The organism is Chlamydia pneumoniae TW-183 (assembly GCF_000007205.1).
GTDB lineage: Bacteria > Chlamydiota > Chlamydiia > Chlamydiales > Chlamydiaceae > Chlamydia > Chlamydia pneumoniae.
Map to the genome: position 1 here is coordinate 1166337 of NC_005043.1, position 23415 is coordinate 1189751.

Genomic DNA, 23415 nt, shown 5'->3' on the forward strand with positions numbered 1-23415 from the left:
TCTACTGATACAGACTGCGAGCAGCGTCATGTTCTGTTTGGAGAATGTTCAGAAGGAAATTGTCCATACTTTTCCAGTTGTCTTTGACTTCCTCAATGGTACGTGTGACTTCATCCTGTCTCATTCTGAAGACTTCTTTTCTGTACTCAGCAACAGCTCGTACAGCACTCTCTGATAACTCATGTACTTTAGAAGCGGCTTCAGTAAGTTGTGATAGAGAGGTGAAAACTTTTCCTATTCCTTTAAAGAAGGTTTTCGCAGTCGCATCTTTGAATCTTCCAGAAATCCTTTGGACAAACCCTAAAATGCTATCTCCGGAAATTTCTCCAACCATAGGAGCAATCGCTCCTAAAATACCTAACGTTGCTGTCGCGATCCCTAGCCAGCGGGCGTATTTAGCTTGACGTGAATAACTCGCCGCCAATTCATGAGCTTCCCTTTCCATGAGCTCTCTTTCTTCAAGACGTGTCATTGTGTCGTTAGCTCTACTTTTGAGCATCAACTTCATTAGCTCTGTACATATTCTAAGGACATCAAGGTTGGTCACACGCTTTCCTGCAAGCACGCTTAGCTGTGATTCAGACAAAGCAAACTCCACAATAGGATCAGGAATAATAGGAGTATAAGACTCGTACACCTGGTTCGAACTTGAAGTCTGTTGTAGAGATTCCACAGTGCACCATGGTGTCTTTTTCTTGCCTTCTTCTTGCTCTTGTTCTTGCTCGTATCCTTCTTGTTGCCTTTGATCTCGATGTTCTTCATCTTTTTGTTGGCTTTTTGTAGAGGATAGTGCTTGAGGTACTTCCTTATGTAAGGTGCTATAGAGTGACATCGGACTAAGAGTCGCATCAGACTTAGTTTGTGTGTGTTTTTGTGTCTCTGCCGACTTGGTGCTTTGTGAGACTTTTTCTTTAGCACTATGTTCTTTTATGGTGCTGCTAGAATAGGACCTTACATGAAATTGTGCTTGGCTTTGAGAAGCGCTTGCTTCTTGTTGCTCTTGTGCTTTTGGTGTTTGGACAGACACTGTGAACGTTTTGTCCACACTGGAGTCTCCTTCAGGAGCTTTGCATGAGAAAAACGGAAAGGAAGACGAGGTTGTTTCTGTTGATGCTTTCCCTGTGGAATTCGAAGATGTGGATTGCTGCGCTAAGGGATTTCTATGTGAAGCTAAGCTAGTCTGCTGCGATTGTCCTGGTTTTAGGTTCGGCAGAGATGTTGATCGCATTAATATGCCATTTTTTACTAGAAATTGCTCTTCTTGTAATGGTTTTTCCTTGGGAGGCAGTGCTTGTGTCAAAGCACATTCCGATTGTGTTAAAATCCCAAAACATAGCTCGGAAGTTGCTCTCAGCATCGCATATTGCTCTCCTGCAGGGAGAGCTACTTGTACTTCTGCAGCAACAACAGCTTCTTCAGTGGCATTTCCATCTACAAAAATATCAAACTCTCCTTCAGGAGGAGGAGTCGATATGGATTGGTAAGATACAGTCATAATATTTCTTCTGTGGATTTATCCTCTTAAGGAGTGGAGATACACTTGATCTAGTTCACGCATGTAATTTAAGATTCTTGAAAGGGCTTCGAAAGAACTCTCCATGTTATCTAAAAGTTCTTGAGAACGTTCGTAATGATCGTCCCTATCAAAACTTTTCAATTCAATGTCGAGTTGGATTTTAGTGAGTTTTCCTTTGAGTTTATAGATTTCTGCTTGAGAAAACAGTATAGCGCATCTTAAAGCAGCCATCGTAGATTCTATCGCGGGTTGGATTCCTTTAATAGCTCCTTCTATAATAGGGGAAAAACCTAAATTTTCTACTTTTAATGTGCATATGGAGAGAATGACAGGGGTTAAATAGACGACCCACTGGATTATGGTTATAATTTTTCGTCTTAGTTCTTCATTTTTTATAGGCAGATGTTTTTCTAGCCAATCCCAGAACTTTAGTTTCTCTAAACACTTGATAACAAGAGAAATTAGCCCTGCAAAAAAACCTGCAAAAGCAAAGATACCGCCTCCACTCAAGATAGCAACAATGCCGATCCCTATAGAAACAAACGGAGCTAGCCAACCGATAATGTCAGAAAGAGATCCCCATAATCTTTCTCGTTTTTCTTTCTCGATGCTGACCTTGATAGTCTCGATTCTCTTTTCATGTAGAGCATCGAGCTCTCGTTGTGTCGACTCCACGGAATCTTTGTGGCATCCATACGAAGAAAAGTCTGAAAGAATCCCTTGTTTTGTGAGTAGATAGCTCAATGTAAACACTCCTATGCTTGGAGGAGGAATTACAGGAACAGCTTGTGCTGCTTTGGCTATTCTATTTTTACGTGATGTATCTTGTTGGAAAGGGGATTTCTTTTGTTTTTGATTGGAATCCTGATCCTGAGAAAAGAGGTCTTTACAGAGATCTTTTATCTGAACTTTGGTTTCTATTTTTTTCTCAGAACTCTGCTGGTTTGCATAGGTTTCACTGCGCTCTTCTCTTCGTGATTGGAGGAGTTCTTGCTGTTCACTATCTAGGCTTTGAGAATATAGCGAGTCAACGGTTCCAAACAACTTGAGATGTTGTTGTAGGTGCAGCGTATCAAAATTTTTGCAAGAGCCTTCTTGTTTAGAACTCAGGTTTTTATCTAGAGCCTTCTCTGAAGTTTTCTCCGGAGATTTTGGCATAGTCAGTTCTTGCATCAGAGCTTTACTTGCTTCTGTGCTATTTTTTTGAGAAAAAAGATTCCAAGGAGATGAAGTTTGAGCTTGCGATGTGTTGTGAAGTTGAGATTCGAAAGAGCTGCCGAAACGCAAGATTCTCTCTCTTGGTGTTGCAATAATGAATGTTTTATGATGGGTGATAGGAGGCTCAGACTTACATTGTGACTGAAATTTCTGAGTGAAAAACTTGGGAAGAGACTTTTGAGCTTCTTGAGGCGCTACAGTGATAGAATAGCTAATCTTAGGAACCGAAGATTCTTGTGACCTAGGAGCATCAGGGATATAAGGATCTTGATTGAGAAGAACCTCACTTGCTTGAGATAACCAAGAGGACATAGTTGAGTTTCCACATTATTTATGTTTTCGAATATCTAGAATTTCTTCTTTCAATTCATTATAGAGGGGCTTGTGTTGTGCACGTACCCACGCCATTTCTAAAGCTTTTTCAGCTTCTTCATGTTCATTTGTAAGAGTATAGCATATGTAGGCATAGTAATGAGGATAGGGATCTTTATCTCGAAGGACTGCAGTGACTCCATAGGCATGCAAAGCTTGTGAATATTGTTCGGACATATGTAGAGAGGCACCTAAAGAAAACCAAAACTTAGAGACAAAAGGATTGAAGAAAACTAACCAGCGAAAAACGGTGATGCTTTTAGCATAGTCTTTGTCGAGATAGGCGTGATAACCCTCTTTATATACTTTTTCAAGATCCTCGGAGGATATCTTGAAGATCTTTTGGTAGGTATCTAAAGCTATATTTTTATCCGGGACATATCCTTCCAAATAGCTTTCCAAATCATCTGGGAAAGGGAAGTCTTCCTTGGAAGATGCAGCGATTTTTTCTAGTAAATAATTTAAATGTGACATTAGGGGCGTAGGTTGTAAATGAAGGTGTCCATAAGTTCTTTCAATAACTTCAATACATTAGAGCGCGCTTGATGACATTGAGAAATCTCTTGGAGGTGCCTTTGCATGTCCGTCCTTTCCATTTGAGTGATTTTCTCCATATTCTCTTTGCGCATTTGGACATTCTCTTTTAGAAGTCTTTTTTCCTCTTCTGTCCAAGTATATTTTTCTTTGTCTATAGTGACTCCAATCTCTTTAGCTCGATTTAAAAGAGCTTTCATCTCTTCATTTTCACTCCAATCAATGTCTTTCTTTTCATTATTGATCTTAGAGATAAGGACTGTGAGTGTGTCTACATCATCGGTACGTTGTTTGACTCGCATGTAGAGTTCATTAGCTTCGGCTTCGGCTTGGCCTAAGATTCTTGCCATGAGCTTCATGAACCTTAAGAACACATTTTCTACTTTTGGAGTTTGTATAGGCCCGTGTATTGAAGAGCCTACAGATAACGGATTCTTACTAGGGATGAATCTGCTAAACACAGACATTGGAGAAGGTAGCTTCTTTTTGAATGTCGTTTCTTTTTTAGAAGTTTCTTCAGCAGGAGGTCGCATTTGATCTGAGAAGATTAAAGCGGCAATATCTAGATTTTCTCCGGGTTCCTCAGCGACTGCCTCTACACCGAGACCACGTTTCTTCTTTTTCTTTTTAGATTCAGCGTCTTCTTCCTGATCGTGCTTTCTGTCGTGCTGCTCTCTTTGTTGGCGATCTTGATCGCGTTCTTTATAGAGTTCATGAGATTTTGAGGTCGTCAGGGCCTCTTTTTGTTTCTCTGCAGAGAACTGGGATAGAGGAGAGAAGGAGCTTGCTTTTTGTTGTTCTAATAGTGTTCTTTCTGGCGCACTTTCTTGCGGAGGTAAGGATCTCTGAGAACTTGAGCTTGCCTGAGATAAGGAAGCGCGAGCTTGTGTCTCAGGTGACGGTGCTTCGCTGTGTTTTCTTACAGCAGAGTCTTTTGGTGTTTGAAGAGCTTGCTGTTGTTTAGAATCAGAAATTTCAGGTTTTAAGGAGCGTGGGGAGAGAGCAGATTGTTTACTGCTGCTTTGTTGAGGGAGGGTCTGCTCACTCCTACTTTGCGTTTGTGTTTCTTGTGGTTCACTTGTGATTGTCTCTGCATGTTCCAATTGCACTAGCAAGTCAACAACTTGGATTTCTAATTCTACAACTTCAGGAGGGAGGAAGAGGAGTTGATGAACATTTGTGCTTTGTAAGAGCAGTTCTTGTTGGGTCGCAAGAATGATTTGTCCTAAAGCTAAGCTAATTAAAGCATCTGTAGAAGAGCTTCCTTCTAGCGCTGTACAAGAGACTAAGACTTCACCTGTTGCAGTCTTTAATATTCCAGAGGCTGTGGAAACTGTTGAGCTGTCTTCTTTTAGAGTTATATTTGCAGAGGGAACTGCAGAAGGAACAGGCATATTCATGATTTGTAATTTGAGTGCGTAGAAAAAAAAGGAAAATTAGCTAAAACATCATTTTCCTGCAAGTTTGATTGTAAGCGGTTTAGAGGGAAAGAGAAAATAAAACAAAAATCCAAGGGTTTTTGTTTGCAAAAAACACTCTAACTATAGAGAATAAATGGGTCAGTTTCATGTCTTTGACAAAGATGCTCTGCCCAGGTGGTGAAATTGGTAGACACGCTGGATTTAGGATCCAGTGCTTTCGGGCATGTAGGTTCAAGTCCTATCCTGGGCATCTCCTTTTCTAATCTCTTTAAATCCACCTAAAATTTGCTATTCGTAGTAAAATAAAATCTAAGGGTTAGATTTTTTAGAGATCTTTATTATGAAGAAAGTCGTAACACTATCCATTATATTTTTCGCAACGTATTGTGCATCAGAGCTTAGTGCTGTAACTGTAGTGGCTGTGCCTTTATCAGAGGCTCCAGGGAAGATTCAAGTTCGTCCCGTCGTTGGTCTGCAATTTCAAGAAGAACAGGGTTCTGTGCCCTATAGTTTTTATTATCCTTATGACTATGGGTATTACTATCCAGAGACTTATGGCTATACTAAAAATACAGGTCAAGAAAGTCGCGAATGTTATACCCGATTTGAAGATGGCACAATTTTTTATGAATGCGATTAGAGATTCCTGGGGTGATGGGCAAGAAACTTCTCGATTAGAGAATCCGCGGCTACGTGAGTATACACTTCTGTAGAGGCGATGCGTGCGTGACCTAACATCTCTTGAATGACGCGTAGGTCTGCCTTATTGTCTAATAGATGTGTAGCAAAGGCGTGTCGTAAGGAGTGGGGAGATACGGGCTTTGAGGTCACTTGCTTTGCGTAATTGTGAATACGGCGCCACACACAAGAGCGTTCGAGCTTGTGTCCCCGGGTAGAGAGGAAAAGATGATCTTCGTGAGGATTCTTTTTCTGGTATTGGTCTCGGAAAGGACAAAGGTACGCATCGATAGCTTCTCTTGCTCGAGATCCCAGAGGCACCAGTCGGGTTTTAGAACCTTTCCCGGTGACGCGGATGCAATCATCAGAGACATGGCCTAAACGTAGGTCACAAAGTTCAGAAACCCGGACACCAGTTGAATATAGTGTGTGGAGAATGGCTGTATCACGAAAGGCTAGGTGTCGGGGGTTTTTCTCCATTTGGAGAGGAACCGCAAGTAGAGCATCGACTTCTTGAGGAGTCAGTACTGAAGGAAGGCGTTTCCATATTTTTGGGTGCTCTATTATTGGGGGATAGGGAAGAAGTTGCTGATCTTTTAAGAAGAGAAAAAATACTTTTAAAGCAATGAGCCTACGCGCTAACGTAGTCTCTGCTTCTTTACGTCTATATAGTTCTTCAGCAAAGATATATACGCTGTTTTGTGAAATATCTTGGGGGGAGCTAATGGCACTTATGGTAAGGAAGGAAGAGATGTCTTGGCGGTAAGCCGCTATAGATTGTTGGCAAAGGCCGCGATCTACAGATAAAAACAATGAGAATTGTTCTAGAATCGTTGTGTGAAACTGAGTCGAGGGCATAGTCATACTCGCTAACGAATGTAACTTTAGTATAGGGAGCGGAGCAATTTTCAAGCTACAGAGAGAAAACCATGGAAAGAAAAAGATTTATAGATTGCGATTCAACAAAGATACTCCAAGAGCTTGCTTTAAATCCCCTAGACCTAACAGCTCCCGGGGTTTTATCTGCAGAGAGGATCAAGAAGTTTTCTTTGCTAGGAGGGGGATTTACCTTTAGCTTTGCTACCGAGCGTTTGGACGATGCTATTTTAGCTGCATTGATCTCATTAGCAGAAGAAAGGGGATTGCATGAGTCTATGTTAGCGATGCAGCAGGGGCAGGTCGTGAACTATATTGAAGGGTTTCCAAGTGAAATGCGACCTGCTCTGCACACTGCAACTCGGGCATGGGTAACCGACAGTTCATTTACAGGAGAAGCTGAAGATATCGCCGTAAGATCTCGGGTGGAGGCGCAACGGCTTAAGGATTTTTTAACCAAAGTGCGCAGCCAGTTCACGACCATAGTGCAGATAGGAATCGGAGGGTCGGAGCTAGGCCCTAAGGCACTCTATCGGGCCCTTCGTGCGTACTGCCCTACAGATAAGCACGTACATTTCATATCCAATATAGATCCTGACAATGGCGCCGAGGTGTTAGATACCATAGATTGTGCTAAGGCTTTGGTAGTTGTAGTATCGAAGTCAGGGACTACAATAGAGACTGCAGTGAATGAGGCCTTTTTTGCAGATTATTTCGCGAAGAAGGGCTTGTCATTTAAGGATCATTTTATAGCAGTCACTTGTGAAGGCAGTCCTATGGATGATACGGGTAAGTATCTAGAGGTCTTTCACCTTTGGGAGAGCATCGGAGGAAGATTTTCCTCTACCTCTATGGTTGGAGGTGTTGTTTTAGGTTTTGCTTATGGCTTTGAGGTTTTTTTGCAATTACTTCAAGGAGCCTCAGCTATGGATCAAATTGCTTTGCAACCGAACGCTAGGGAGAATCTCCCTATGCTTTCAGCTTTGATTAGCATTTGGAATCGAAATTTCTTAGGCTATCCCACAGAAGCTGTCATTCCTTATTCTTCAGGTTTGGAGTTTTTCCCAGCGCATTTGCAGCAGTGTTGCATGGAATCTAACGGGAAAAGCATTGCCCAAGATGGTAGAAGGGTAGGATTTTCTACGAGCCCTGTCATTTGGGGTGAGCCGGGAACCAACGGACAGCATTCTTTTTTCCAATGCCTTCATCAGGGTACAGACATTATTCCTGTAGAGTTTATAGGTTTTGAAAAGAGCCAAAAGGGTGAGGATATCTCATTTCAAGGAACTACATCTTCACAAAAGCTTTTTGCCAATATGATTGCTCAGGCGATTGCCTTAGCATGTGGCTCTGAAAATACAAATCCGAATAAGAATTTTGATGGAAACCGTCCTTCTTCGGTTTTAGTGTCTAGCCAGCTGAATCCGTATTCTCTTGGGGAATTACTTTCTTACTATGAGAATAAAATCGTATTTCAAGGGTTCTGTTGGGGGATTAATTCTTTTGATCAGGAAGGGGTCTCCTTGGGTAAGGCATTGGCAAACCGTGTTTTAGAGTTGCTTGAGGGGGCGGATGCTTCCAATTTCCCTGAAGCTGCATCGTTGTTAACGCTTTTTAACATCAAGTTTAGGTAAAAATTACACTATCCTTTCATAAGTCTACCTCAGAGAGAGGTTTTTCTTAAGGTTCTTTATTGTCCGTCTGTGATATAATGCTCCTTTGGATTTGGAAAAATTTGTGAGGATAGGATGTTTTTCATTGCAGTACGCTCTCGTGGATTTTTAGATATTCATGGTATTTTAGCCGCTCGTAAGGGTAAGCAAGTAGTGAAATCTACTGCGGGCGCATGGATAGGGTCTCGTGGCGCCGTATTCTACAGCCTGGTTTCGTAATTTTAAATAAAATATTCCGTATCTTTGTTGAAATATGCCAGGTTCTGTGTCATCACCTCCTTTGTCTCCTGTAATTGTCCGTGAAAGGGTCCCATCCTCTTCAGGATCCGACCTCATACAGCCTCATGCTGTTTTAAAGATCTCCATCCTAATTTTTGCGCTTGTGACAATTTTAGGAATTGTTCTTGTAGTGTCTAGTGCTTTAGGAGCTCTTCCTAGTTTAGTTTTGACGGTTTCTGGTTGTATTGCAATAGCTGTAGGCCTGATTGGTTTAGGGATTCTTGTGACACGGCTGATTCTCTCTACGATCAGAAAAGTAGATGCCATGGGTTATGATGCTGCGGTCAAAGAAGAGCAGTATTTGTCACGTATCAGAGAATTAGAGTCTGAAAATAGAGAGATTAGAGATAGAAATCGTGCTGTCGAAGATCAGTGTGCCCATTTATCCGAAGAGAACAAGGACCTTAGGGATCCCGAATATCTACATGGAATGACTGAAAGGCTCATTGCGAGCTTAGAAATAGAGAATCAAGCTCTCGTAGCTGAGAACATTCTTCTCAAAGACTGGAATGCAAGCCTATCTAGAGATTTCCGCGCATATAAGCAAAAATTTCCTCTTGGGGCATTAGAACCCTGGAAAGAAGATATTGCATGTATCATGGAACAAAATCTCTTTTTAAAACCGGAATGTATCGCGATGGTTAAGTCTCTTCCATTAGAGACGCAACGGCTGTTTTTATATCCAAAAGGATTTCAGTCTTTAGTTAATCGATTTGCTCCGCGGTCTCGCTTTTTCCAGACTCCAAAGTATGAATATAACAGTAGGAATGAAAATGAGGACGGAAAGGTAGCCGCAGTGTGCGCCCGTTTGAAAAAAGAATTCTTCAGTGCTGTTTTAGGAGCCTGTAGTTACGAAGAACTAGGGGGCATTTGTGAAAGAGCAGTAGCACTTAAAGAGACGTTGCCATTGCCTGAAGCTGTCTATGATACCCTAGTTCAGGAGTTCCCAAATCTTCTTACTGCTGAGAGTTTATGGAAAGAATGGTGCTTCTATTCCTATCCCTACCTTCGTCCCTATCTTTCTGTGGATTACTGTAAGAGGTTATTTGTACAACTTTTTGAGGAACTCTGCCTAAAGCTTTTTACAACGGGATCTCCAGAAGACCAAGCTTTGGTTCGCCTTTTCTCTTACTATAGGAATCATATTCCCGCAGTCTTGGCCTCATTTGGTTTGCCCCCGCCTGAGACAGGGGGGTCTGTATTTGTATTGCTACCAAAACAAGAAAACCTTCTTTGGAGTCAAATTGAGGTGCTGGCTACAAGGTATCTCAAAGATACCTTCGTGAGAAACTCAGAATGGACGGGCTCTTTCGAGATGATGTTTTCTTATAACGAGATGTGTAAGGAGATCTCCGAAGGAAGGATTCGTTTTGCTGAAGACTATGAAACGAGGCATTCCGAAGAATTCCCTCCTTCCCCTCTCTCTGAAGAAGGAGAGGGCGAAGAATTCCTTCCTCCTTGCTCTGAAGAAGAGGTTTCGGTTCTTGAGCGCCCAGATCTAGATGTAGACTCTATGTGGGTCTGGCATCCGCCGGTCCCTAAGGGACCTCTTTAATCACCTAGAGTTCTATTTTCAGAATCTTCATAGTAGTAATTTTCCTAAGATATAAGGTCTTAAATGAGTTCTAGAGGTTTTAGGATCTTTTTGGAGAGCTTGTTGTGGGTTTAAAATCTTGATAAGAAGATATCCTAGTGTTTAGAAACCCAAAAATTTAGGGTTTGATGAATTGGAGTCTCGAAACGACTTTTTTTTCAATTTCTTGTTTTGTTTCTACTTAAAGACTATAGTGATTTTTTTTGAAGGGGGTGCGTATGGCATTCAAAGAGGTCGTTCGTGTTGCTGTCACAGGAGGCAAAGGGCAGATTGCGTATAATTTTTTATTTGCATTAGCCCATGGAGATGTTTTTGGAGTGGATCGTGGTGTAGATTTACGGATCTATGATGTGCCGGGTACAGAGAGAGCTCTCTCAGGGGTGCGTATGGAGCTCGATGACGGTGCATATCCTCTTTTACATCGTCTGCGTGTGACGACATCGTTAAACGACGCTTTTGATGGTATCGATGCGGCGTTTCTGATAGGTGCTGTGCCTCGTGGACCCGGTATGGAGCGAGGAGATCTTTTAAAGCAAAATGGTCAGATCTTTTCGTTACAGGGGGCCGCTTTAAATACAGCAGCAAAAAGAGATGCTAAGATTTTTGTTGTAGGGAACCCTGTCAATACGAATTGCTGGATTGCTATGAAACATGCTCCCAGATTGCATCGGAAAAATTTCCATGCGATGTTACGCTTGGATCAGAATCGCATGCATAGCATGCTCGCTCATCGTGCTGAGGTTCCTCTAGAGGAGGTCTCCCGTGTTGTCATCTGGGGAAATCATTCTGCAAAGCAGGTTCCTGACTTCACACAAGCACGTATCTCAGGGAAACCCGCAGCCGAGGTTATCGGAGATCGAGATTGGTTGGAAAACATTTTAGTACACTCCGTGCAGAATCGTGGAAGCGCTGTAATTGAAGCAAGAGGGAAATCTTCGGCAGCATCCGCATCTCGAGCACTTGCCGAGGCCGCGCGATCTATTTTTTGTCCTAAAAGTGACGAGTGGTTTTCTTCTGGAGTGTGTTCGGATCATAATCCTTATGGTATTCCTGAAGACTTGATTTTTGGTTTTCCATGTCGTATGTTGCCTTCTGGAGATTATGAAATCATTCCTGGATTGCCTTGGGAGCCTTTTATCAGAAATAAGATTCAAATTTCCCTGGATGAAATTGCTCAGGAAAAAGCTAGCGTGTCTTCGTTATAAGCACAATGTTGTGGGGAGTAAGTATGAGACAATCATTCGATGAATTAAGTCAAAATGCATTTAAAAATATTTTTAATAAACAGAGGTTCTGCTTTATTTTCTGCAGTCTCTGTTGCTTTGGTTTTGTGTTTGCATTGTTTCTGAAGCTCTGCTCACGGCTGGCTCCTGAAATTTCTTTGTCGACATTAGGTTTGGGAGCTTTTTTCTGTGCCTTTAGTGTGATTTGCGCTTCAGCGATTATCGTGCAATTTTTATTGCATAAGGAGTCTCAAGGAGAAACGAGTAAGCTCTGCTGTGCTATTAAGAACACCTGGTCTTCCTTATGGCTTTCTCTTCTTGTATCGATGCCGTTCTTCATTGCTATGGTCGCCGTAGTCACTGTAGCTATGCTCTCTTCTTTTTTAGGATCTCTTCCTTGGGTGGGTAAGTTATTCCATACAGTGTTGATTTTCATTCCTTATCTATCGGCAACGGCACTGATTTTACTTTTTTTAGGTTCTTTTAGCTGTTTGTTTTTCTGCATTCCGGTTCTCCATAATCAAGAGTCTATAGACTATAGGAAATTGCTAGAGTGTTTTCGTGGGAATATCCTTCGGCAGTTTATAGGGGTGGTGATTGCTTTGGTTCCTTTAGCCCTATGCAGTTGGTTAGCTTTAGATTCTTTTTATTTGATGACACATCTTGTTGAAATTGCAGATATACATACCTGGTCATTTCTAGCTCAGATGTTTGTGCTTATTGTTCCTATTGCTTTGATTTTAACTCCTGCGGTTTCCTTCTTCTTTAACTTTTCTTTTAGCTTTTACCTTGCAAAGCAAGAAGAAGAGAAAGCCCTTGTTAAATAGTAAATAGAAATTCTTTAGCAATATAAGCTGTAGATTTTCGTAGAACTGCCTGAGCGAGCATGTCTCCTGTAATCCCGTGATACAGGAGTCCTTTCGACCCGAGTCCTCCTAAGAACCAGAGTTTTTCCCTAATCCTAGAGATGACAGGAAGACGTGATTTGCTAGAAGAGCGCATGCCAGCATAACAGTGCAGGACTTGAGCATCTTTAAGTCCTGGAAATAGCGAGAGCACAGGAGGCATGATTTCCTGATAGGCAATAGCGGGATCAGGAGTCTCTTCGGGTTGGTTGTGTTCGAAAGTCGCCCCTAAAATGCAGGTATTCTTTTGTGTATTGGCGACCATATATTTATGAGCATTGATACTGAATGAGAGCATGGCAAGATCTTTAGGCCAACTGATCTCCAGCAACTGTCCTTTTACTTTATTTACCGGCATGTCTTTAAGTTCAGGAAGAATCGAGGCGTTGGCTCCTGGAGTCACTATGATATGATCATAGAACTCTTCAATATCGGCAAGGTCCTCAATGAGCTCATCATAGAATTGTGTCCCTAATTTCATGCAGGCGTCAGCCAATCCCTGAATATAGAGATCATTATTTAGAGTTACCCCACTCTTTATGAATAGTGCTCCGAGATTTGGGGGGATGACCATACTGGGAATGGAGATTTCGCAACGAGCCTTCTCCCACCATTCGACTTCTTTGGGGAATTCTTCAACACGCTCCGTGAATAGCTGAGCTTGATCCTCGTCAATTGCCGGTCTTAAGATCCCTTGAGAAATCACAATAGGTACGTTGAGGGCTTTACTAGCTTCTGTGATTAACGCGTGTGTAGCATTGATTCCTTGATCTGCCAGGGGAGGCTTGAGAGCTTTTTTCCCCGTGAAAGCATGGAGGAGTCCTGAAGACATTCCAGAGGCTCCTTCTCCTAAGGGAATAGGATCAAAGAGATCGATAGTTGCAGTCCCCTGGGAGTGGAGAAGCAGATGCCAAGTTACAGAGAGTCCTGCATATCCTGCTCCTAAAACGGCTATACGCATAAAGTGTACCTTAAATCAAGTATCGTTACATAGACCTTGTCTTGAGAATAAGAGAATAAGGGATAAAAGAACAGGGGGGAATCTCTCTGATTGGGAGATAAAAATGTAGAAGATGAAAACCTGATTCTTAAGGGTGAATTTTTTACTATAGAGAAGAGAATTAGGGAGACCCCCACGGCATAAGCCGTGGGGAAGGATGAAAGTTTAATTAAATTTTGATTCTTCCTGTTGAGAATAGGAAGATCGCTGTCAGCGCAAGAAGGCCTATGAAAGTCATTCCTACAATTTCTTTTTTAGCAAAGAATGTCTTAGCATTTTTCTTCTTTTTCCCTGCGTCTATATAGAAGGGGATGCCAAGAGCTAAAAGAACTAAGGCCATAAAGAGGTATTTTAGACCTCCTGCATAGATAAGCCATAGAGAGTAAACCACTCCCAGGATACCAGTTATCATTGCCAAAGGGGCTTTAATAGACCCTTTTTTAGGATATGTTTTGCTTTTGCTAAGTTTAAAGAGAAAGGCAGCACTCGCTAGATACGCAGGGAGAACCATGACCCCCGTGATGCTGAGCATAGTATTCCAAGCATTCGAAGAAAAGTAAACAAGGAGCATGGCGAGCTGCATCACAGAGCTCGTAATGTATAGGGAGACGCTGGGAGATTTCTCTTTATTTTCTATAGTGAAGATCTCAGGGAAGGTGCCATTTTTAGCTGCTGAGAAGGGGATTTCTGCAACGATGATCGTCCAGGATAACCAGCTAGATAAAACAGCAATAATCAGGCCGACATTCATGAGCACTTCTCCCCATTTCCCTACGAGGATGTCGAGGACACCAGCTGTAGAGGGATTGGGGATGTTCGCTAGTTGATGTTGGAAGAGCGAGCCAAAAGGTAATAAAGAAAATAAGATGTAGATTGTTAGGCAACCTAAAAATCCTAAGACTGTAGCTTGCCCTACAGAGAGAGGATTTTTTGCTCGTCCAGACATCACCACGGCACCTTCGATTCCTATAAATGCCCATAGGGTGACCAACATAGTCCCTTTAAGTTGTGAACTTACGGATCCTAAACTCGGTTGGGCTTTTGTTACGGCATGTCCCCAAAAATCTGTTTTGAAAACAGCGAGCTTGAAGAAGAACGCAGTCAGGATAATGAAGATGATTAGAGGGATGATTTTAAATATAGTTCCGATGACGTTGATTATCGATGCTTGACGGATTCCTTTCAGAACTATGAAGTTGAACACCCAGATAAGAATGGAGCCTCCTAAAATAGCAGGTAGGGTATTTCCTCCTTGGAAGTAGGGAGGGAAGAAGTAGTTTAGAGCATCCATAGTAATTACGGCATATCCCACATTACCGAAGATTTGACAAAGCCAATATCCCCAGCCGATGGTGAATCCTATGTAGGGGCCGAAACCTTCTCTACTGTACATGTAGATCCCTTCCTTAAGGTCGGGACGTATTGTAGAGAGGATCCTAAACGTATTTGCGATAAAGAACATGCCGAAGCCAGTGAGTATCCAAGATAGGATTACGGCACCAGCTCCTGCTGTCGCTGCCATGTTTTGGGGGAGGCTGAAAATCCCTCCCCCAATTATGGAACTGACTACCATACCCGCAAGGGCTATGGTCCCTAAATTTTTTGAGGATTTAGTCCTTGAGGTCATGAAAGTCTCCTTAATTTACCTTAGCTGGTTCAGCATTTTCGAAATTTAGGAATCCTAATGCAGTTAAGCAAAAACCGAATTTTTGTTTGATGTTGATGTAATTATGGAAGAATTGGAATTCGCTATGCTTTGCTATAGAGCGTAGGTCAAGTTCGTGTTGTAGGGATTTTTTCAACCACATTTTAGCATGGGTTTCTGCAATTTCGTCATTTATCCATGTAGGGAAGAATTCAACATATTCTGCTGCCCATCCGCCAATAAGCTCTCCATTTTTATCTTTACCCCAGCAAATGCCGATTCCGGTGGCGATCGCATGGGTTCCGTCAGAGAGAGCAGCACCACGACCCGCCATGATTACTTCAAGGACAGCGCCGTGTTTGAAAGATTTTACACAGGTATCTACAGGAACGATATTCCCAAAGAGCTCTTTAGGAAGTACAGATGTATAAGGGACGATATTAAAATTTTCGATTTTTGCTTGTAGAAGAGCAGAATCGTAGCAGAAAGTTTCAAAGGGTTGTGGGGGCATACCGTCATCAGATTCACCAATGCCCCCTGTATGGAATGCTAGCGTGGGATAACGAGTTCCGTAAGCCATAAGTTACTCCTAAATAATATTGGTGTGGTTTTGTTATAAGGAAAGATTTGCACGCAGGCCATACACTTGAGAGGTTCTCCTCTCTGGGCGTAACGCTGGGTGGATATAGAGTTGGAAATCTGGAGTTAGAGATATATAAGGTCCAAAGCCAATAGTAGCGAAAGCTTCCATAACAGACTCATAACGTCGTAGCTTGTTCACATTGGAAATCGCTTTAGCATTTACCTTATTTGTAGCAAATCCTATGCCAAGAAGATCTTGAGAGTGGCGGTTTAAGGGATTCTCAGAGACAAGACCTAAAACATACGAACGGTTTATGGGGAGTGCTGTTCCCGTAGCTCCGTTGATTCTTCCGAATAGATAGAGCTTTTCATGAATATGTTGAGCAGCATTCAGGGACCATCCTGTGACCTGGGAGTTTTGCTCAGGAACTTTGCGTGTGCTATAGAGCAATACAGAGTACTGTCCATCTCCACACGAAGGTTTTGGAGTCCAGGAGGCGTAGCCGTAAAAGTTGTATTTGCTTTTTGTCAGATTATAAATCGAAAAGTTGGTTCCATCAATATTATAGGAATCTTGAAAACCTAGTTGAACCTTGATTTCAGAATTTGGAGTGAACTGCAGATAAGCACCTGTACTTCCCAATGAGTAGGTAGCACTTGCGTTTTGTGATAAGGCGTAGCTAATAAACCCAGAGTACTGATCATTATCGTAAAGCGTGCCGTCTATAGCATAGAGGCTGTATTGTCCTATAGCTAGGGTCAAAAAGTCTCCAGGGAAAGTCTGAGAGAAGGTAAGCTGTGCTAGGTTATTTTCTCTATTAGAGTAATCATTCATACTGGAAGCGGTTCCCGCGGCTTGATTGGCGTCAACACCGTTAGTTTGCCAGTAATGTATCAACGTATAGCTAAAGTCTACGATTCCTTGACCTGCTGTTGGAGAATCATAAAGAGTCCAGGTAGTGCTAGGACTGAAGTAGAACTGCCACGAAGGAATCTCTAGGGCTTGCGTTTGGCCAAGAGCTTTGTGAGGGTAAAACCACTGGGGAAGAATACTGAAGTCCAAGGATATCTGAGTATTTGTCGCTTTTTCTACAGATGTTAATAGGTTGGATACGGAAACGCCATCCTTCCAAGGATGTGAACAGAAGATATTAGTAACTGGAGAGAGAAGGCTGTTATGATGTGGAGTTTCCGAAGGGGCGCTTTCTTTTATGGACTCGGGATGTTTTTTTTGAATTCTTGCTTTATAACGATGGTAGTGGCCCGTCGTTTCTTTAGGAGTTTCGGCATAAGAGGAAATTCCAAGAGCGCAGAGTCCTGAAAGTAAAAGAAAACGAAAGGATATCATGAATTCCCCGTAGAAGAAGGCATAGTGTTTTTTTTTGACTCTAAAAAAAAGAATTGTTTTTATGTAGCAAAAATTTTCTTCTGAGGGGAGGAATGCTATGGAATCCACAGTATCAGTCGTTAAGAATTCTCCTGAGTAGTCTTTTTTCTTATTATTCTAAAATTATTTTTTATTGAGATCGAGAACCCACAAAAGTAAACGTCAGGGAGTGCTTATCTTTAAGAAGGATTATTCGTGCATTTGGTGGCGCAGAAGAAGAGCCGCCGCTTCATTGCTGAGTAATTTTTTAGAGTAGTTGTACTGTACTTGTGCAATGTTATCAAAATAGATCGGGGGGTGAAGTTCCTGAGCTTTATAGGTGATTCCGAAATAAGCAATTCCATATTTTTGGCATAGATCACCGATGCGAAGGACATTTTCTTTTTGGTTATCAATATAGATAATCTTAGCGGGTAAGGGGGTGCATATTTCCAAGAAGAGATCGAGTCCCGGTCCTTTGTGGTAGTCTCCAGAAAAAAGAATTCCCGATGTGTAGAGAAGGTTCTTGGGTAGGGGAGCTTGAGGTTGTGGAGCAGTATCTTCTAAGGAGACGTTGAGCATATGAAGTTGCTTTAGGGTAAGATCTTTAGCTGTTTTAGGACGTTCCGTGTAGACAAAGGTTGTCTTTCCTTGCTTCTGGATTTTCTCAATGAGTAGAAAAATAGCAGATTCTATAGGCTGAACGGTTCCCATTTCTTGAATTTCAATCCAGAAAGGAACTACAGCCTCCCAAGCTTCTTGTTCTGGGGTTCCCTGTTTCTGTAACCCCTGGATTGCTTTGCTTTTCCATATAGAATGAGAGAGAGCCTCTCCTCCTTGAAGAAGCGTATCATCAAGATCTAAGATCAGCCAGAAGTTCTCTTCATCATAGAGGATATCACCAGCAACTTCATGAATGGACCTGACCTCGGCATAACGACAAGAAGCATAGAACGACGAGCAGGAGAATAAGAAAGTGAAGAACAACCAGGTTTTCATAACGTACCTTGCAATCTTTTGGACAAGGATAGAGTAAGACAAGTATTTTTTATACTTTTGCCATGAAGTTTTTTACATAGTTTCGGAAAGAGTCACAAGACTCTGGAGTTAGGAAATCTGGGAACCAAAGAGCAAATTGTAGCAGGGCTTGTTCTATGAACATTTCGTAGCCATGGATAATGAGAGAGCCATGTTTTTGAGCACGTTCAAGGTAGGGAGAGGGATGCGGTTTGGTATTGATGTCCATGACTATAGGAGGGAATCTCCAAGGGAAGGTCACTTCCGGAGGGAGACAGTTGATGATTATGTCTATAGTTTTAAAATTCTCTAAGGAGCCTAAGGGATAGGCTTTGCCTTTACAGCAAGTAGCTAAAGCAGCTGCTGAAGAAAGAGTTCTATTGAAGATGTGGAGATTAGCACCTTGCATCGCCAGTGTTGCAGCGATTGCTTTAGCAGCACCTCCAGCACCTACAATGGCAATGTGTTTGTTGTTAACAGAGATATTCTTTTGTTTTAGGAGTTTGGCTACTCCCTCACCGTCTGTATTGTAACCTAGAATTTTCTGATTTCGGAAGACCAGGGTGTTTATAGACTCGCAGAGTTGCGCCGATGCATCAAGAGCATCGACATGGTCGAAGATTGCGGTTTTTAGTGGCATAGTGACACTAAGTCCTGAAAAAGGAAGATCTCGGATCGCAGAGAAAAAGGTGACGACTTCCCCTATAGTAACAGGGAATTTGATATATGTTGCATTGAGAGAAAGCTTAGAGAGTAAGAAGTTGTGGGAGAGGTGACTGATGCTACGGTCTACAGGATCTCCGATGAGTCCGTAAATGTGTGATTTTTCAGATAGCTTCGAGTAGTTATAGGAGAGCAGCTCCTCAAGTTTAGGTTGTCCCGGGGCTACTTGAGGCGCACTGATTCCAGCAGCGTAATTCATAGCGTTGCTGATCAGTGGGGAGAGAACTCTAGAGGGGAGCCCATGGGTTCCCATACAAAGGACTGTAGATGGTTTTGGTAACAGGCGAGCTTTTTTTATATAATTCAGAGCTTCACTGGAGTTCTCTGGGGAGAGTACGATTTTGTAGATCTCAGCGGGAGTTGCAAGCATCTCATTATAGATTGCATCGAGGTCTTCATTTTTGTCTGTATGATAGGAAAGGATGAGCTTTATTTTAGGATGGCTCTTGCGGATGGTTTGAAGGGCGGTCTTAGGAAGACTCACATCGATATCCATCCACTTGGGTTCAAGTTTTGCTAGGGAATATAGTTTTTGAATCCATAGCGCTGTCGACATCTCTTTGTGTTGTCTAAAGGTGAGGATGGGGTTTTGGGCTGTGGTAATGAGGGTATGCAGTTCTTGATCATCAAGTTCGTTTATGAGATCGAGTCGTAGTTCTATAATATCTACAAGGTGTAGAGACTTTAGAATTTGTTGTTTTGCTTCACAAAATGAGGGACCGCTAACAGTGGCGCATAACATGACACTCACTCCATAGTATATCATAGAGAATCTCCATATTTGGAGATGCACAATAGGTACCATTAAAGGGAGCTGCACGACCTAGATGCTCTATCATGATCATTTTTAGTTCGTGTTGAGAAAGATTTTTTTTATCGTATCCTAAAGTGTAGATGATATTTTCAGGACTATACAAGCTGTTGTGGAGATGTTCCGGAACAATAGATTGTAAATCTTTCAAAGTAGAAGGGAGATTAAATCGTTTTAGGAGTCTTTCAAGTTGGTCTATGAGTTGTGGGGTTTTCATAACTCCTTCAGCAAGAGATATTCTTGTTTCTATCATCATACCGACACTTACGGCTTGGCCATGATTTACCGTTCCTTTTGCCAGGGTTTCTATAGCGTGGGCTATGGAGTGACCGAAGTTTAGGATTTTTCTCAGACTTCGGTCATAGGGATCTTCAGCGACAATCGCCGCTTTGATTTGGCAGTTTCTTTTGATGAACTCGTGGAGGATCTGCGATGAAGAAAATAGCATTTTACTATGGCTATTTAGAAATTCCCAGAGATAAGCATCCGCGATGAATCCATGTTTTATTGCTTCTGCAATTCCATGATACCATTCTTCTCTTGGGAGTGTAGAGAGGAACTGAGGACACATCCATACTTCCTTGGGTAAGTAGAATGTCCCCAGTCGATTTTTGATTCCTCGTAAGTTGATTCCATTTTTCCCCCCGATACTCGTATCTACCATTGCGGTGATCGTCGTGGGAATTAGATATAGAGGGAGCCCTCGACAATATGTAGCAGCTAAAAATCCTGTCATATCTAAAACAGTCCCCCCTCCAATTCCAATAATTGAAGATTTCGGAGAGATATTCTGATCTACAAGCTGATATTGTAGAGATATGAATGTTTCCCAGGTTTTGTTAGGTTCTCCAGGAGGAAAGGTTAGGACAATGACTTGATATCCTAACATTTTAATATGGTCTAAGATAGGACCTAGGAGATGCTGTTGTACTGAAACGTCTGTAATAATGACTAAGGGATACGCTGTGGATATAGAAGAGAACAACTTCTTCTGGAAGAAGTTGGATATGAGTTTCACTACATGGGGAGTCGTAATTATTGTCTCTGACATCATAGTTTGGAGCATCGTTGGTATAATACAAGATCTGCAAGAACAAGGTTTATCATAGCCTCAACAACAGGGACAGCGCGTATGGCGACACAAGGATCATGACGTCCTGTTTGAGGTGTCCTATAGGTAGTTTCTTTTTTTGTCTTTGTCACTGTAGCACAGGGTCGCTTTATCGAAGAGGTAGGTTTAAATGCTATGCGCCCTTCTATAGGAACTCCTATAGTTATGCCTCCTAGTGTGCCTCCACAGTTGTTAGACTTCAAGGTAATGTTTTCTCCTTCCATGACGAAGGGATCAGTATATTGTGAACCTCTCATTTGAGCAGAGGCAAACCCTTTTCCTATTTCGAATCCTTTAGCGGCGGGGATGCTCATTAAAGCACTTGCTAAGAGGGCGTGCACTTTCCCAAAGAGGGGTTCCCCTAGAAAGTCGTGGATTGGAGACGTTATGAAAGAAATCACCCCACCTAGAGAATCAGAGTCGTCGTGTAGAGAAGTAAGGATCTCTTGGATTTTCTCATTAGGTAACGGTGAATAGAATGGCGAGGTGTGAATCTTGTGGATGAGCTCGGGGGAGATCTTCAGGTAGTGAGGGAGGGTTAGAGATCCTAACGAGGAGAGGTAGGCTAAAGTAAAAATGTTTTGATTCGCGAGGAATTTCTCTGCAACTACGCCAGCAGCGACGCGACATGCCGTCTCTCGAGCTGAGGAGCGACCTCCTCCGTTAGGATCTACAATTCCGAATTTCTTTTCATAGGTATATTGGGAGTGGCCAGGACGGTAGAGCCTTTCACTGTTTTCATAAGGGGAGCTATCTACGTCAGTATTGAGGATTTGCAGGGATAGGGGAGTGCCTGTGGTCTTTCCTTTATAAACTCCAGAGAGGATTTGCACGATATCGTTTTCTTTGCGCGATGAGGTTCCTGGATTTCCTGGACGACGGCGCTTCATGGCAGGAACAAAATCTGATTCATGGAGCTCGAGTCCTGCGGGACAACCATCGATTACAACTCCGATTGAGGGACCGTGGGATTCTCCCCATGTTGTAAAAGAAAACAAAGAGCCAAAGCTATTTTTCATGACTTTAACAAGGTAATGAGATCTTGAGACGCTTGTTCTAAGGAGCTCTTCGAGGAATGATCTACGTGATCCACGGGAAAAATGTAATCAGCAATTTCTTTCATTCTGTCGATGCGCTCAGTTAAAATCTCGCTTAGAGGTTTTGTTTTCATGGCTTCTTTCAGCCGTTCTGGTAACCCTCGTTTCTCGAGTCTTTCATAAATTAAAGGTAGTTCTACAGAGAGAAATACAAGAGCTCCCCTAGTTTGAATCGCTCGGTAAGAGGCTTCATACATCAAGGTCCCTCCACCAAGGGAGATCAAGGCATCTTCTGGAGGTAAAGTTTCAAGAATACGAGCTTCACATTCACTGAATTTCTGATCCCCATAAGCTTTATAGATCTCTGCAGATGAGGAGTATAGTGCACTGCTGTAGTTGCTTACAATTAAATCATCAAGATCATAAAAAGGAAGGTTTAGAAATTTAGCCAAAGCTTTCCCGAGCGAAGACTTTCCGCTTGTGGGTAGACCACATAGAATAATTGTCATGACATTCCTCAATTCGAGCTTCCATTATATTTAGAGTCTGAACGAAGTTAGGAAAGGTTTTCCTAACGCACGCAGTGTTGTGAATACGACTATCGCCAGAAGCATATAGAGCTGCTATGGTCAAGGCCATGGCAATTCTATGATCATCGTGAGAGTCCAAAACAGCACCGTAGAGGGGACTGGGATTCACCAGTAAGCCATCATGAGTTGGCTGTATGCATGCTCCCATTTTCTGTAGTTCTTCGGTGATTGCAAGAATGCGATCGCTTTCCTTGTCTTTAGCACTGCGTGCATTGTAGAGGTGCGAAGGGGAATCTGCAAAACAACAAAGGACTGTGAGAATGGGAAGAGCATCGATACAACCATCCATATCTATAGAGCCACCAGAGAACGACGAAGGGAATACTAAGATCTCTTCGTTGTCGTACTGTATAGAGGCTCCTAAGTTTTGCATGAGAGAAAAAAAGATTTTGTCTCCTTGGATATCTAAGATGTCCAAGTTACGAAGACGTATCGGTTGGAGTGATTTTGAAAGTAGAGCAGCTGCAGCAATGAAAGCTGCGCTGCTGAAATCACCAGTTACGTGGTAAGAGAAACCTTGAGGATGTGAACTTCCCGGGAAAGAATAGGTAGTATCAGAACAAGAATAGGGAAGATGGAGTTTCTCTAACCACCAGAGACTAAGATCAAACCATGGACGCTCTTTCGGTTCTATGATAGTAAAGGAACAGGGACCTTCGGCTAACGAACATGCTACGGCTAGTGCTGAGGCAAATTGAGAATCACTACCTTCAACATCGCTATAAGCAGAGCGTAACGGTCCTGACATTGTGAAAGGTAGAACGCTTTTATCTGAAGAGAAATGAAACGAAGCTCCAAAGTTTCTCAAGGCTTGAAGTAGAGGGGCCATAGGACGCCGTTGCAACTGTGACGATCCTGTGACGGTGATTTCTTTAGAGAAGACACAGGCAAGGGCAGTCATAAAACGCAACACGATACCAGAATTTCCAGCGTCTATGAGAGTATATTTTGGAAATATAGCCAAGGGATTGCCCACAATTTCCAAAATTTGAGGGAATTTCTTTATAGAAGCTCCCATCTGCTTGCAAGCACAAATCATAGCCTCAGTATCAGGAGAATCTAAATAATTATAAATTATAGATTTTCCCTCGGCAACAGAAGCCCATAGAATGGCTCTTAGAGTATGGGACTTTGAGGAAGGAATGAAGGCGTTCCCATACACAGAAGAAGGTGAAACTTTATAAGTAAGCATTGTAAAGCAAACTTATCTCTTTTTTTTTAGGTAATTTGCCTGACTTCTGATT

21 protein-coding genes and 1 tRNA gene are annotated in these 23415 nt (G+C 42.3%); 7 read left to right on the forward strand and 15 right to left on the reverse strand.

Annotated features, from left to right (window positions below; translation table 11 throughout):
• Position 1: 1 nt before the first annotated feature.
• Genes CPB_RS05265 through CPB_RS05280 form a run of 4 tightly spaced genes read right to left on the reverse strand, consistent with a single transcriptional unit; the run spans position 2 to position 5040 of the window.
• On the reverse strand, positions 2–1495 hold the full coding sequence (locus CPB_RS05265; protein ID WP_010883652.1) for a type III secretion system translocon subunit CopD2: 1494 nt from the start codon (positions 1493–1495) through the stop codon (positions 2–4).
• Positions 1496–1513: 18 nt separating this feature from the next.
• Positions 1514–3046, reverse strand: coding sequence for a type III secretion system translocon subunit CopB2 (locus CPB_RS05270; RefSeq protein WP_010883653.1), 1533 nt, complete (start codon positions 3044–3046; stop codon positions 1514–1516).
• 15 nt (positions 3047–3061) lie between these two features.
• Positions 3062–3580, reverse strand: coding sequence for a SycD/LcrH family type III secretion system chaperone (locus CPB_RS05275; RefSeq protein ID WP_010883654.1), 519 nt, complete (start codon positions 3578–3580; stop codon positions 3062–3064).
• A complete protein-coding gene (locus CPB_RS05280) occupies positions 3580–5040 on the reverse strand; it encodes a hypothetical protein (protein WP_010883655.1) in 1461 nt (486 codons plus the stop codon). Before CPB_RS05280 ends, CPB_RS05275 begins: the two co-directional genes overlap by 1 nt.
• Before the next feature lie 189 nt (positions 5041–5229).
• Between CPB_RS05280 and CPB_RS05285 the strand changes: the two genes are divergently transcribed.
• Positions 5230–5311: transfer RNA gene (locus CPB_RS05285), tRNA-Leu, on the forward strand.
• A 90-nt stretch (positions 5312–5401) separates the two neighbouring features.
• Positions 5402–5701 carry a hypothetical protein gene (locus tag CPB_RS05290; RefSeq protein WP_010883656.1) on the forward strand — a complete coding sequence of 100 codons (300 nt, stop codon included), beginning with the start codon at positions 5402–5404 and terminating at the stop codon, positions 5699–5701.
• Here the strand turns inward: CPB_RS05290 and CPB_RS05295 are convergent.
• On the reverse strand, positions 5698–6603 hold the full coding sequence (locus CPB_RS05295; RefSeq protein WP_010883657.1) for a site-specific tyrosine recombinase: 906 nt from the start codon (positions 6601–6603) through the stop codon (positions 5698–5700). The genes CPB_RS05290 and CPB_RS05295 overlap by 4 nt on opposite strands.
• A 65-nt stretch (positions 6604–6668) precedes the next feature.
• Between CPB_RS05295 and CPB_RS05300 the strand changes: the two genes are divergently transcribed.
• The 5 genes from CPB_RS05300 to CPB_RS05320 all read left to right on the forward strand — a co-directional run bounded on the left by CPB_RS05300 (position 6669) and on the right by CPB_RS05320 (position 12211).
• Positions 6669–8249, forward strand: a complete 1581-nt coding sequence (locus CPB_RS05300; RefSeq protein WP_011126282.1) for a glucose-6-phosphate isomerase — start codon at positions 6669–6671, stop codon at positions 8247–8249.
• Between the two features lie 114 nt (positions 8250–8363).
• Complete coding sequence (gene ltuA / locus CPB_RS05305) at positions 8364–8507, forward strand: late transcription unit protein LtuA (protein WP_010883659.1); 144 nt, start codon at positions 8364–8366, stop codon at positions 8505–8507.
• A 34-nt stretch (positions 8508–8541) separates the two neighbouring features.
• The gene (locus tag CPB_RS05310) at positions 8542–10122 is read left to right on the forward strand and encodes a hypothetical protein (RefSeq protein WP_010892190.1); all 1581 of its coding nucleotides are present in this window, start codon (positions 8542–8544) and stop codon (positions 10120–10122) included.
• 257 nt (positions 10123–10379) lie between these two features.
• Positions 10380–11366 (forward strand): malate dehydrogenase, encoded by a 987-nt coding sequence (locus CPB_RS05315; protein ID WP_010883661.1) that lies wholly within the window; start codon positions 10380–10382, stop codon positions 11364–11366.
• A 23-nt stretch (positions 11367–11389) separates the two neighbouring features.
• Positions 11390–12211 (forward strand): hypothetical protein, encoded by an 822-nt coding sequence (locus CPB_RS05320; protein WP_010892189.1) that lies wholly within the window; start codon positions 11390–11392, stop codon positions 12209–12211.
• On the opposite strand, the gene CPB_RS05325 is transcribed toward CPB_RS05320, so the two are convergent.
• The 10 genes from CPB_RS05325 to aroA all read right to left on the reverse strand — a co-directional run bounded on the left by CPB_RS05325 (position 12204) and on the right by aroA (position 23363).
• On the reverse strand, positions 12204–13250 hold the full coding sequence (locus CPB_RS05325) for an NAD(P)/FAD-dependent oxidoreductase (RefSeq protein WP_010883663.1): 1047 nt from the start codon (positions 13248–13250) through the stop codon (positions 12204–12206). The genes CPB_RS05320 and CPB_RS05325 overlap by 8 nt on opposite strands.
• A 208-nt stretch (positions 13251–13458) precedes the next feature.
• A complete protein-coding gene (aaxC, locus tag CPB_RS05330; protein WP_010892188.1) occupies positions 13459–14916 on the reverse strand; it encodes an arginine/agmatine antiporter AaxC in 1458 nt (485 codons plus the stop codon).
• 10 nt (positions 14917–14926) lie between these two features.
• Positions 14927–15514 (reverse strand): pyruvoyl-dependent arginine decarboxylase AaxB, encoded by a 588-nt coding sequence (gene aaxB, locus CPB_RS05335; RefSeq protein ID WP_010883665.1) that lies wholly within the window; start codon positions 15512–15514, stop codon positions 14927–14929.
• Positions 15515–15547: 33 nt separating this feature from the next.
• Complete coding sequence (gene aaxA / locus CPB_RS05340) at positions 15548–16864, reverse strand: porin AaxA (protein ID WP_041466984.1); 1317 nt, start codon at positions 16862–16864, stop codon at positions 15548–15550.
• Between the two features lie 228 nt (positions 16865–17092).
• Positions 17093–17881, reverse strand: a complete 789-nt coding sequence (locus CPB_RS05345) for a DUF2608 domain-containing protein (protein WP_010883667.1) — start codon at positions 17879–17881, stop codon at positions 17093–17095.
• A gap of 49 nt (positions 17882–17930) precedes the next feature.
• The gene (locus CPB_RS05350; protein WP_010883668.1) at positions 17931–19364 is read right to left on the reverse strand and encodes a bifunctional 3-dehydroquinate dehydratase/shikimate dehydrogenase; all 1434 of its coding nucleotides are present in this window, start codon (positions 19362–19364) and stop codon (positions 17931–17933) included.
• Positions 19345–20499 (reverse strand): 3-dehydroquinate synthase, encoded by a 1155-nt coding sequence (aroB, locus tag CPB_RS05355; RefSeq protein WP_010883669.1) that lies wholly within the window; start codon positions 20497–20499, stop codon positions 19345–19347. Before aroB ends, CPB_RS05350 begins: the two co-directional genes overlap by 20 nt.
• A complete protein-coding gene (gene aroC, locus CPB_RS05360) occupies positions 20484–21563 on the reverse strand; it encodes a chorismate synthase (RefSeq protein WP_010883670.1) in 1080 nt (359 codons plus the stop codon). The genes aroB and aroC overlap by 16 nt, the downstream gene beginning before the upstream one ends.
• Positions 21560–22090 (reverse strand): shikimate kinase, encoded by a 531-nt coding sequence (locus CPB_RS05365; RefSeq protein WP_010883671.1) that lies wholly within the window; start codon positions 22088–22090, stop codon positions 21560–21562. The genes aroC and CPB_RS05365 overlap by 4 nt, the downstream gene beginning before the upstream one ends.
• Positions 22026–23363 (reverse strand): 3-phosphoshikimate 1-carboxyvinyltransferase, encoded by a 1338-nt coding sequence (gene aroA, locus CPB_RS05370; RefSeq protein WP_010883672.1) that lies wholly within the window; start codon positions 23361–23363, stop codon positions 22026–22028. Before aroA ends, CPB_RS05365 begins: the two co-directional genes overlap by 65 nt.
• Positions 23364–23415: the final 52 nt, after the last annotated feature.

What these genes read in the sequence shown, in the direction of transcription:
- CPB_RS05280 (WP_010883655.1), bottom strand. Translation starts at nt 5,040, where the DNA reads ATGAATATGCCTGTTCCTTCTGCAGTTCCCTCTGCAAATATAACTCTA.
- CPB_RS05265 (WP_010883652.1), bottom strand. Translation starts at nt 1,495, where the DNA reads ATGACTGTATCTTACCAATCCATATCGACTCCTCCTCCTGAAGGAGAG.
- CPB_RS05290 (WP_010883656.1), top strand. Translation starts at nt 5,402, where the DNA reads ATGAAGAAAGTCGTAACACTATCCATTATATTTTTCGCAACGTATTGT.
- CPB_RS05300 (WP_011126282.1), top strand. Translation starts at nt 6,669, where the DNA reads ATGGAAAGAAAAAGATTTATAGATTGCGATTCAACAAAGATACTCCAA.
- CPB_RS05365 (WP_010883671.1), bottom strand. Translation starts at nt 22,090, where the DNA reads ATGACAATTATTCTATGTGGTCTACCCACAAGCGGAAAGTCTTCGCTC.
- aaxB (WP_010883665.1), bottom strand. Translation starts at nt 15,514, where the DNA reads ATGGCTTACGGAACTCGTTATCCCACGCTAGCATTCCATACAGGGGGC.
- CPB_RS05350 (WP_010883668.1), bottom strand. Translation starts at nt 19,364, where the DNA reads ATGTTATGCGCCACTGTTAGCGGTCCCTCATTTTGTGAAGCAAAACAA.
- CPB_RS05315 (WP_010883661.1), top strand. Translation starts at nt 10,380, where the DNA reads ATGGCATTCAAAGAGGTCGTTCGTGTTGCTGTCACAGGAGGCAAAGGG.
- CPB_RS05310 (WP_010892190.1), top strand. Translation starts at nt 8,542, where the DNA reads ATGCCAGGTTCTGTGTCATCACCTCCTTTGTCTCCTGTAATTGTCCGT.
- CPB_RS05345 (WP_010883667.1), bottom strand. Translation starts at nt 17,881, where the DNA reads ATGAAAACCTGGTTGTTCTTCACTTTCTTATTCTCCTGCTCGTCGTTC.
- CPB_RS05270 (WP_010883653.1), bottom strand. Translation starts at nt 3,046, where the DNA reads ATGTCCTCTTGGTTATCTCAAGCAAGTGAGGTTCTTCTCAATCAAGAT.
- ltuA (WP_010883659.1), top strand. Translation starts at nt 8,364, where the DNA reads ATGTTTTTCATTGCAGTACGCTCTCGTGGATTTTTAGATATTCATGGT.
- aroA (WP_010883672.1), bottom strand. Translation starts at nt 23,363, where the DNA reads ATGCTTACTTATAAAGTTTCACCTTCTTCTGTGTATGGGAACGCCTTC.
- CPB_RS05275 (WP_010883654.1), bottom strand. Translation starts at nt 3,580, where the DNA reads ATGTCACATTTAAATTATTTACTAGAAAAAATCGCTGCATCTTCCAAG.
- aaxA (WP_041466984.1), bottom strand. Translation starts at nt 16,864, where the DNA reads ATGATATCCTTTCGTTTTCTTTTACTTTCAGGACTCTGCGCTCTTGGA.
- CPB_RS05320 (WP_010892189.1), top strand. Translation starts at nt 11,390, where the DNA reads ATGAGACAATCATTCGATGAATTAAGTCAAAATGCATTTAAAAATATT.
- CPB_RS05295 (WP_010883657.1), bottom strand. Translation starts at nt 6,603, where the DNA reads ATGACTATGCCCTCGACTCAGTTTCACACAACGATTCTAGAACAATTC.
- CPB_RS05325 (WP_010883663.1), bottom strand. Translation starts at nt 13,250, where the DNA reads ATGCGTATAGCCGTTTTAGGAGCAGGATATGCAGGACTCTCTGTAACT.
- aroB (WP_010883669.1), bottom strand. Translation starts at nt 20,499, where the DNA reads ATGCTCCAAACTATGATGTCAGAGACAATAATTACGACTCCCCATGTA.
- aaxC (WP_010892188.1), bottom strand. Translation starts at nt 14,916, where the DNA reads ATGACCTCAAGGACTAAATCCTCAAAAAATTTAGGGACCATAGCCCTT.
- aroC (WP_010883670.1), bottom strand. Translation starts at nt 21,563, where the DNA reads ATGAAAAATAGCTTTGGCTCTTTGTTTTCTTTTACAACATGGGGAGAA.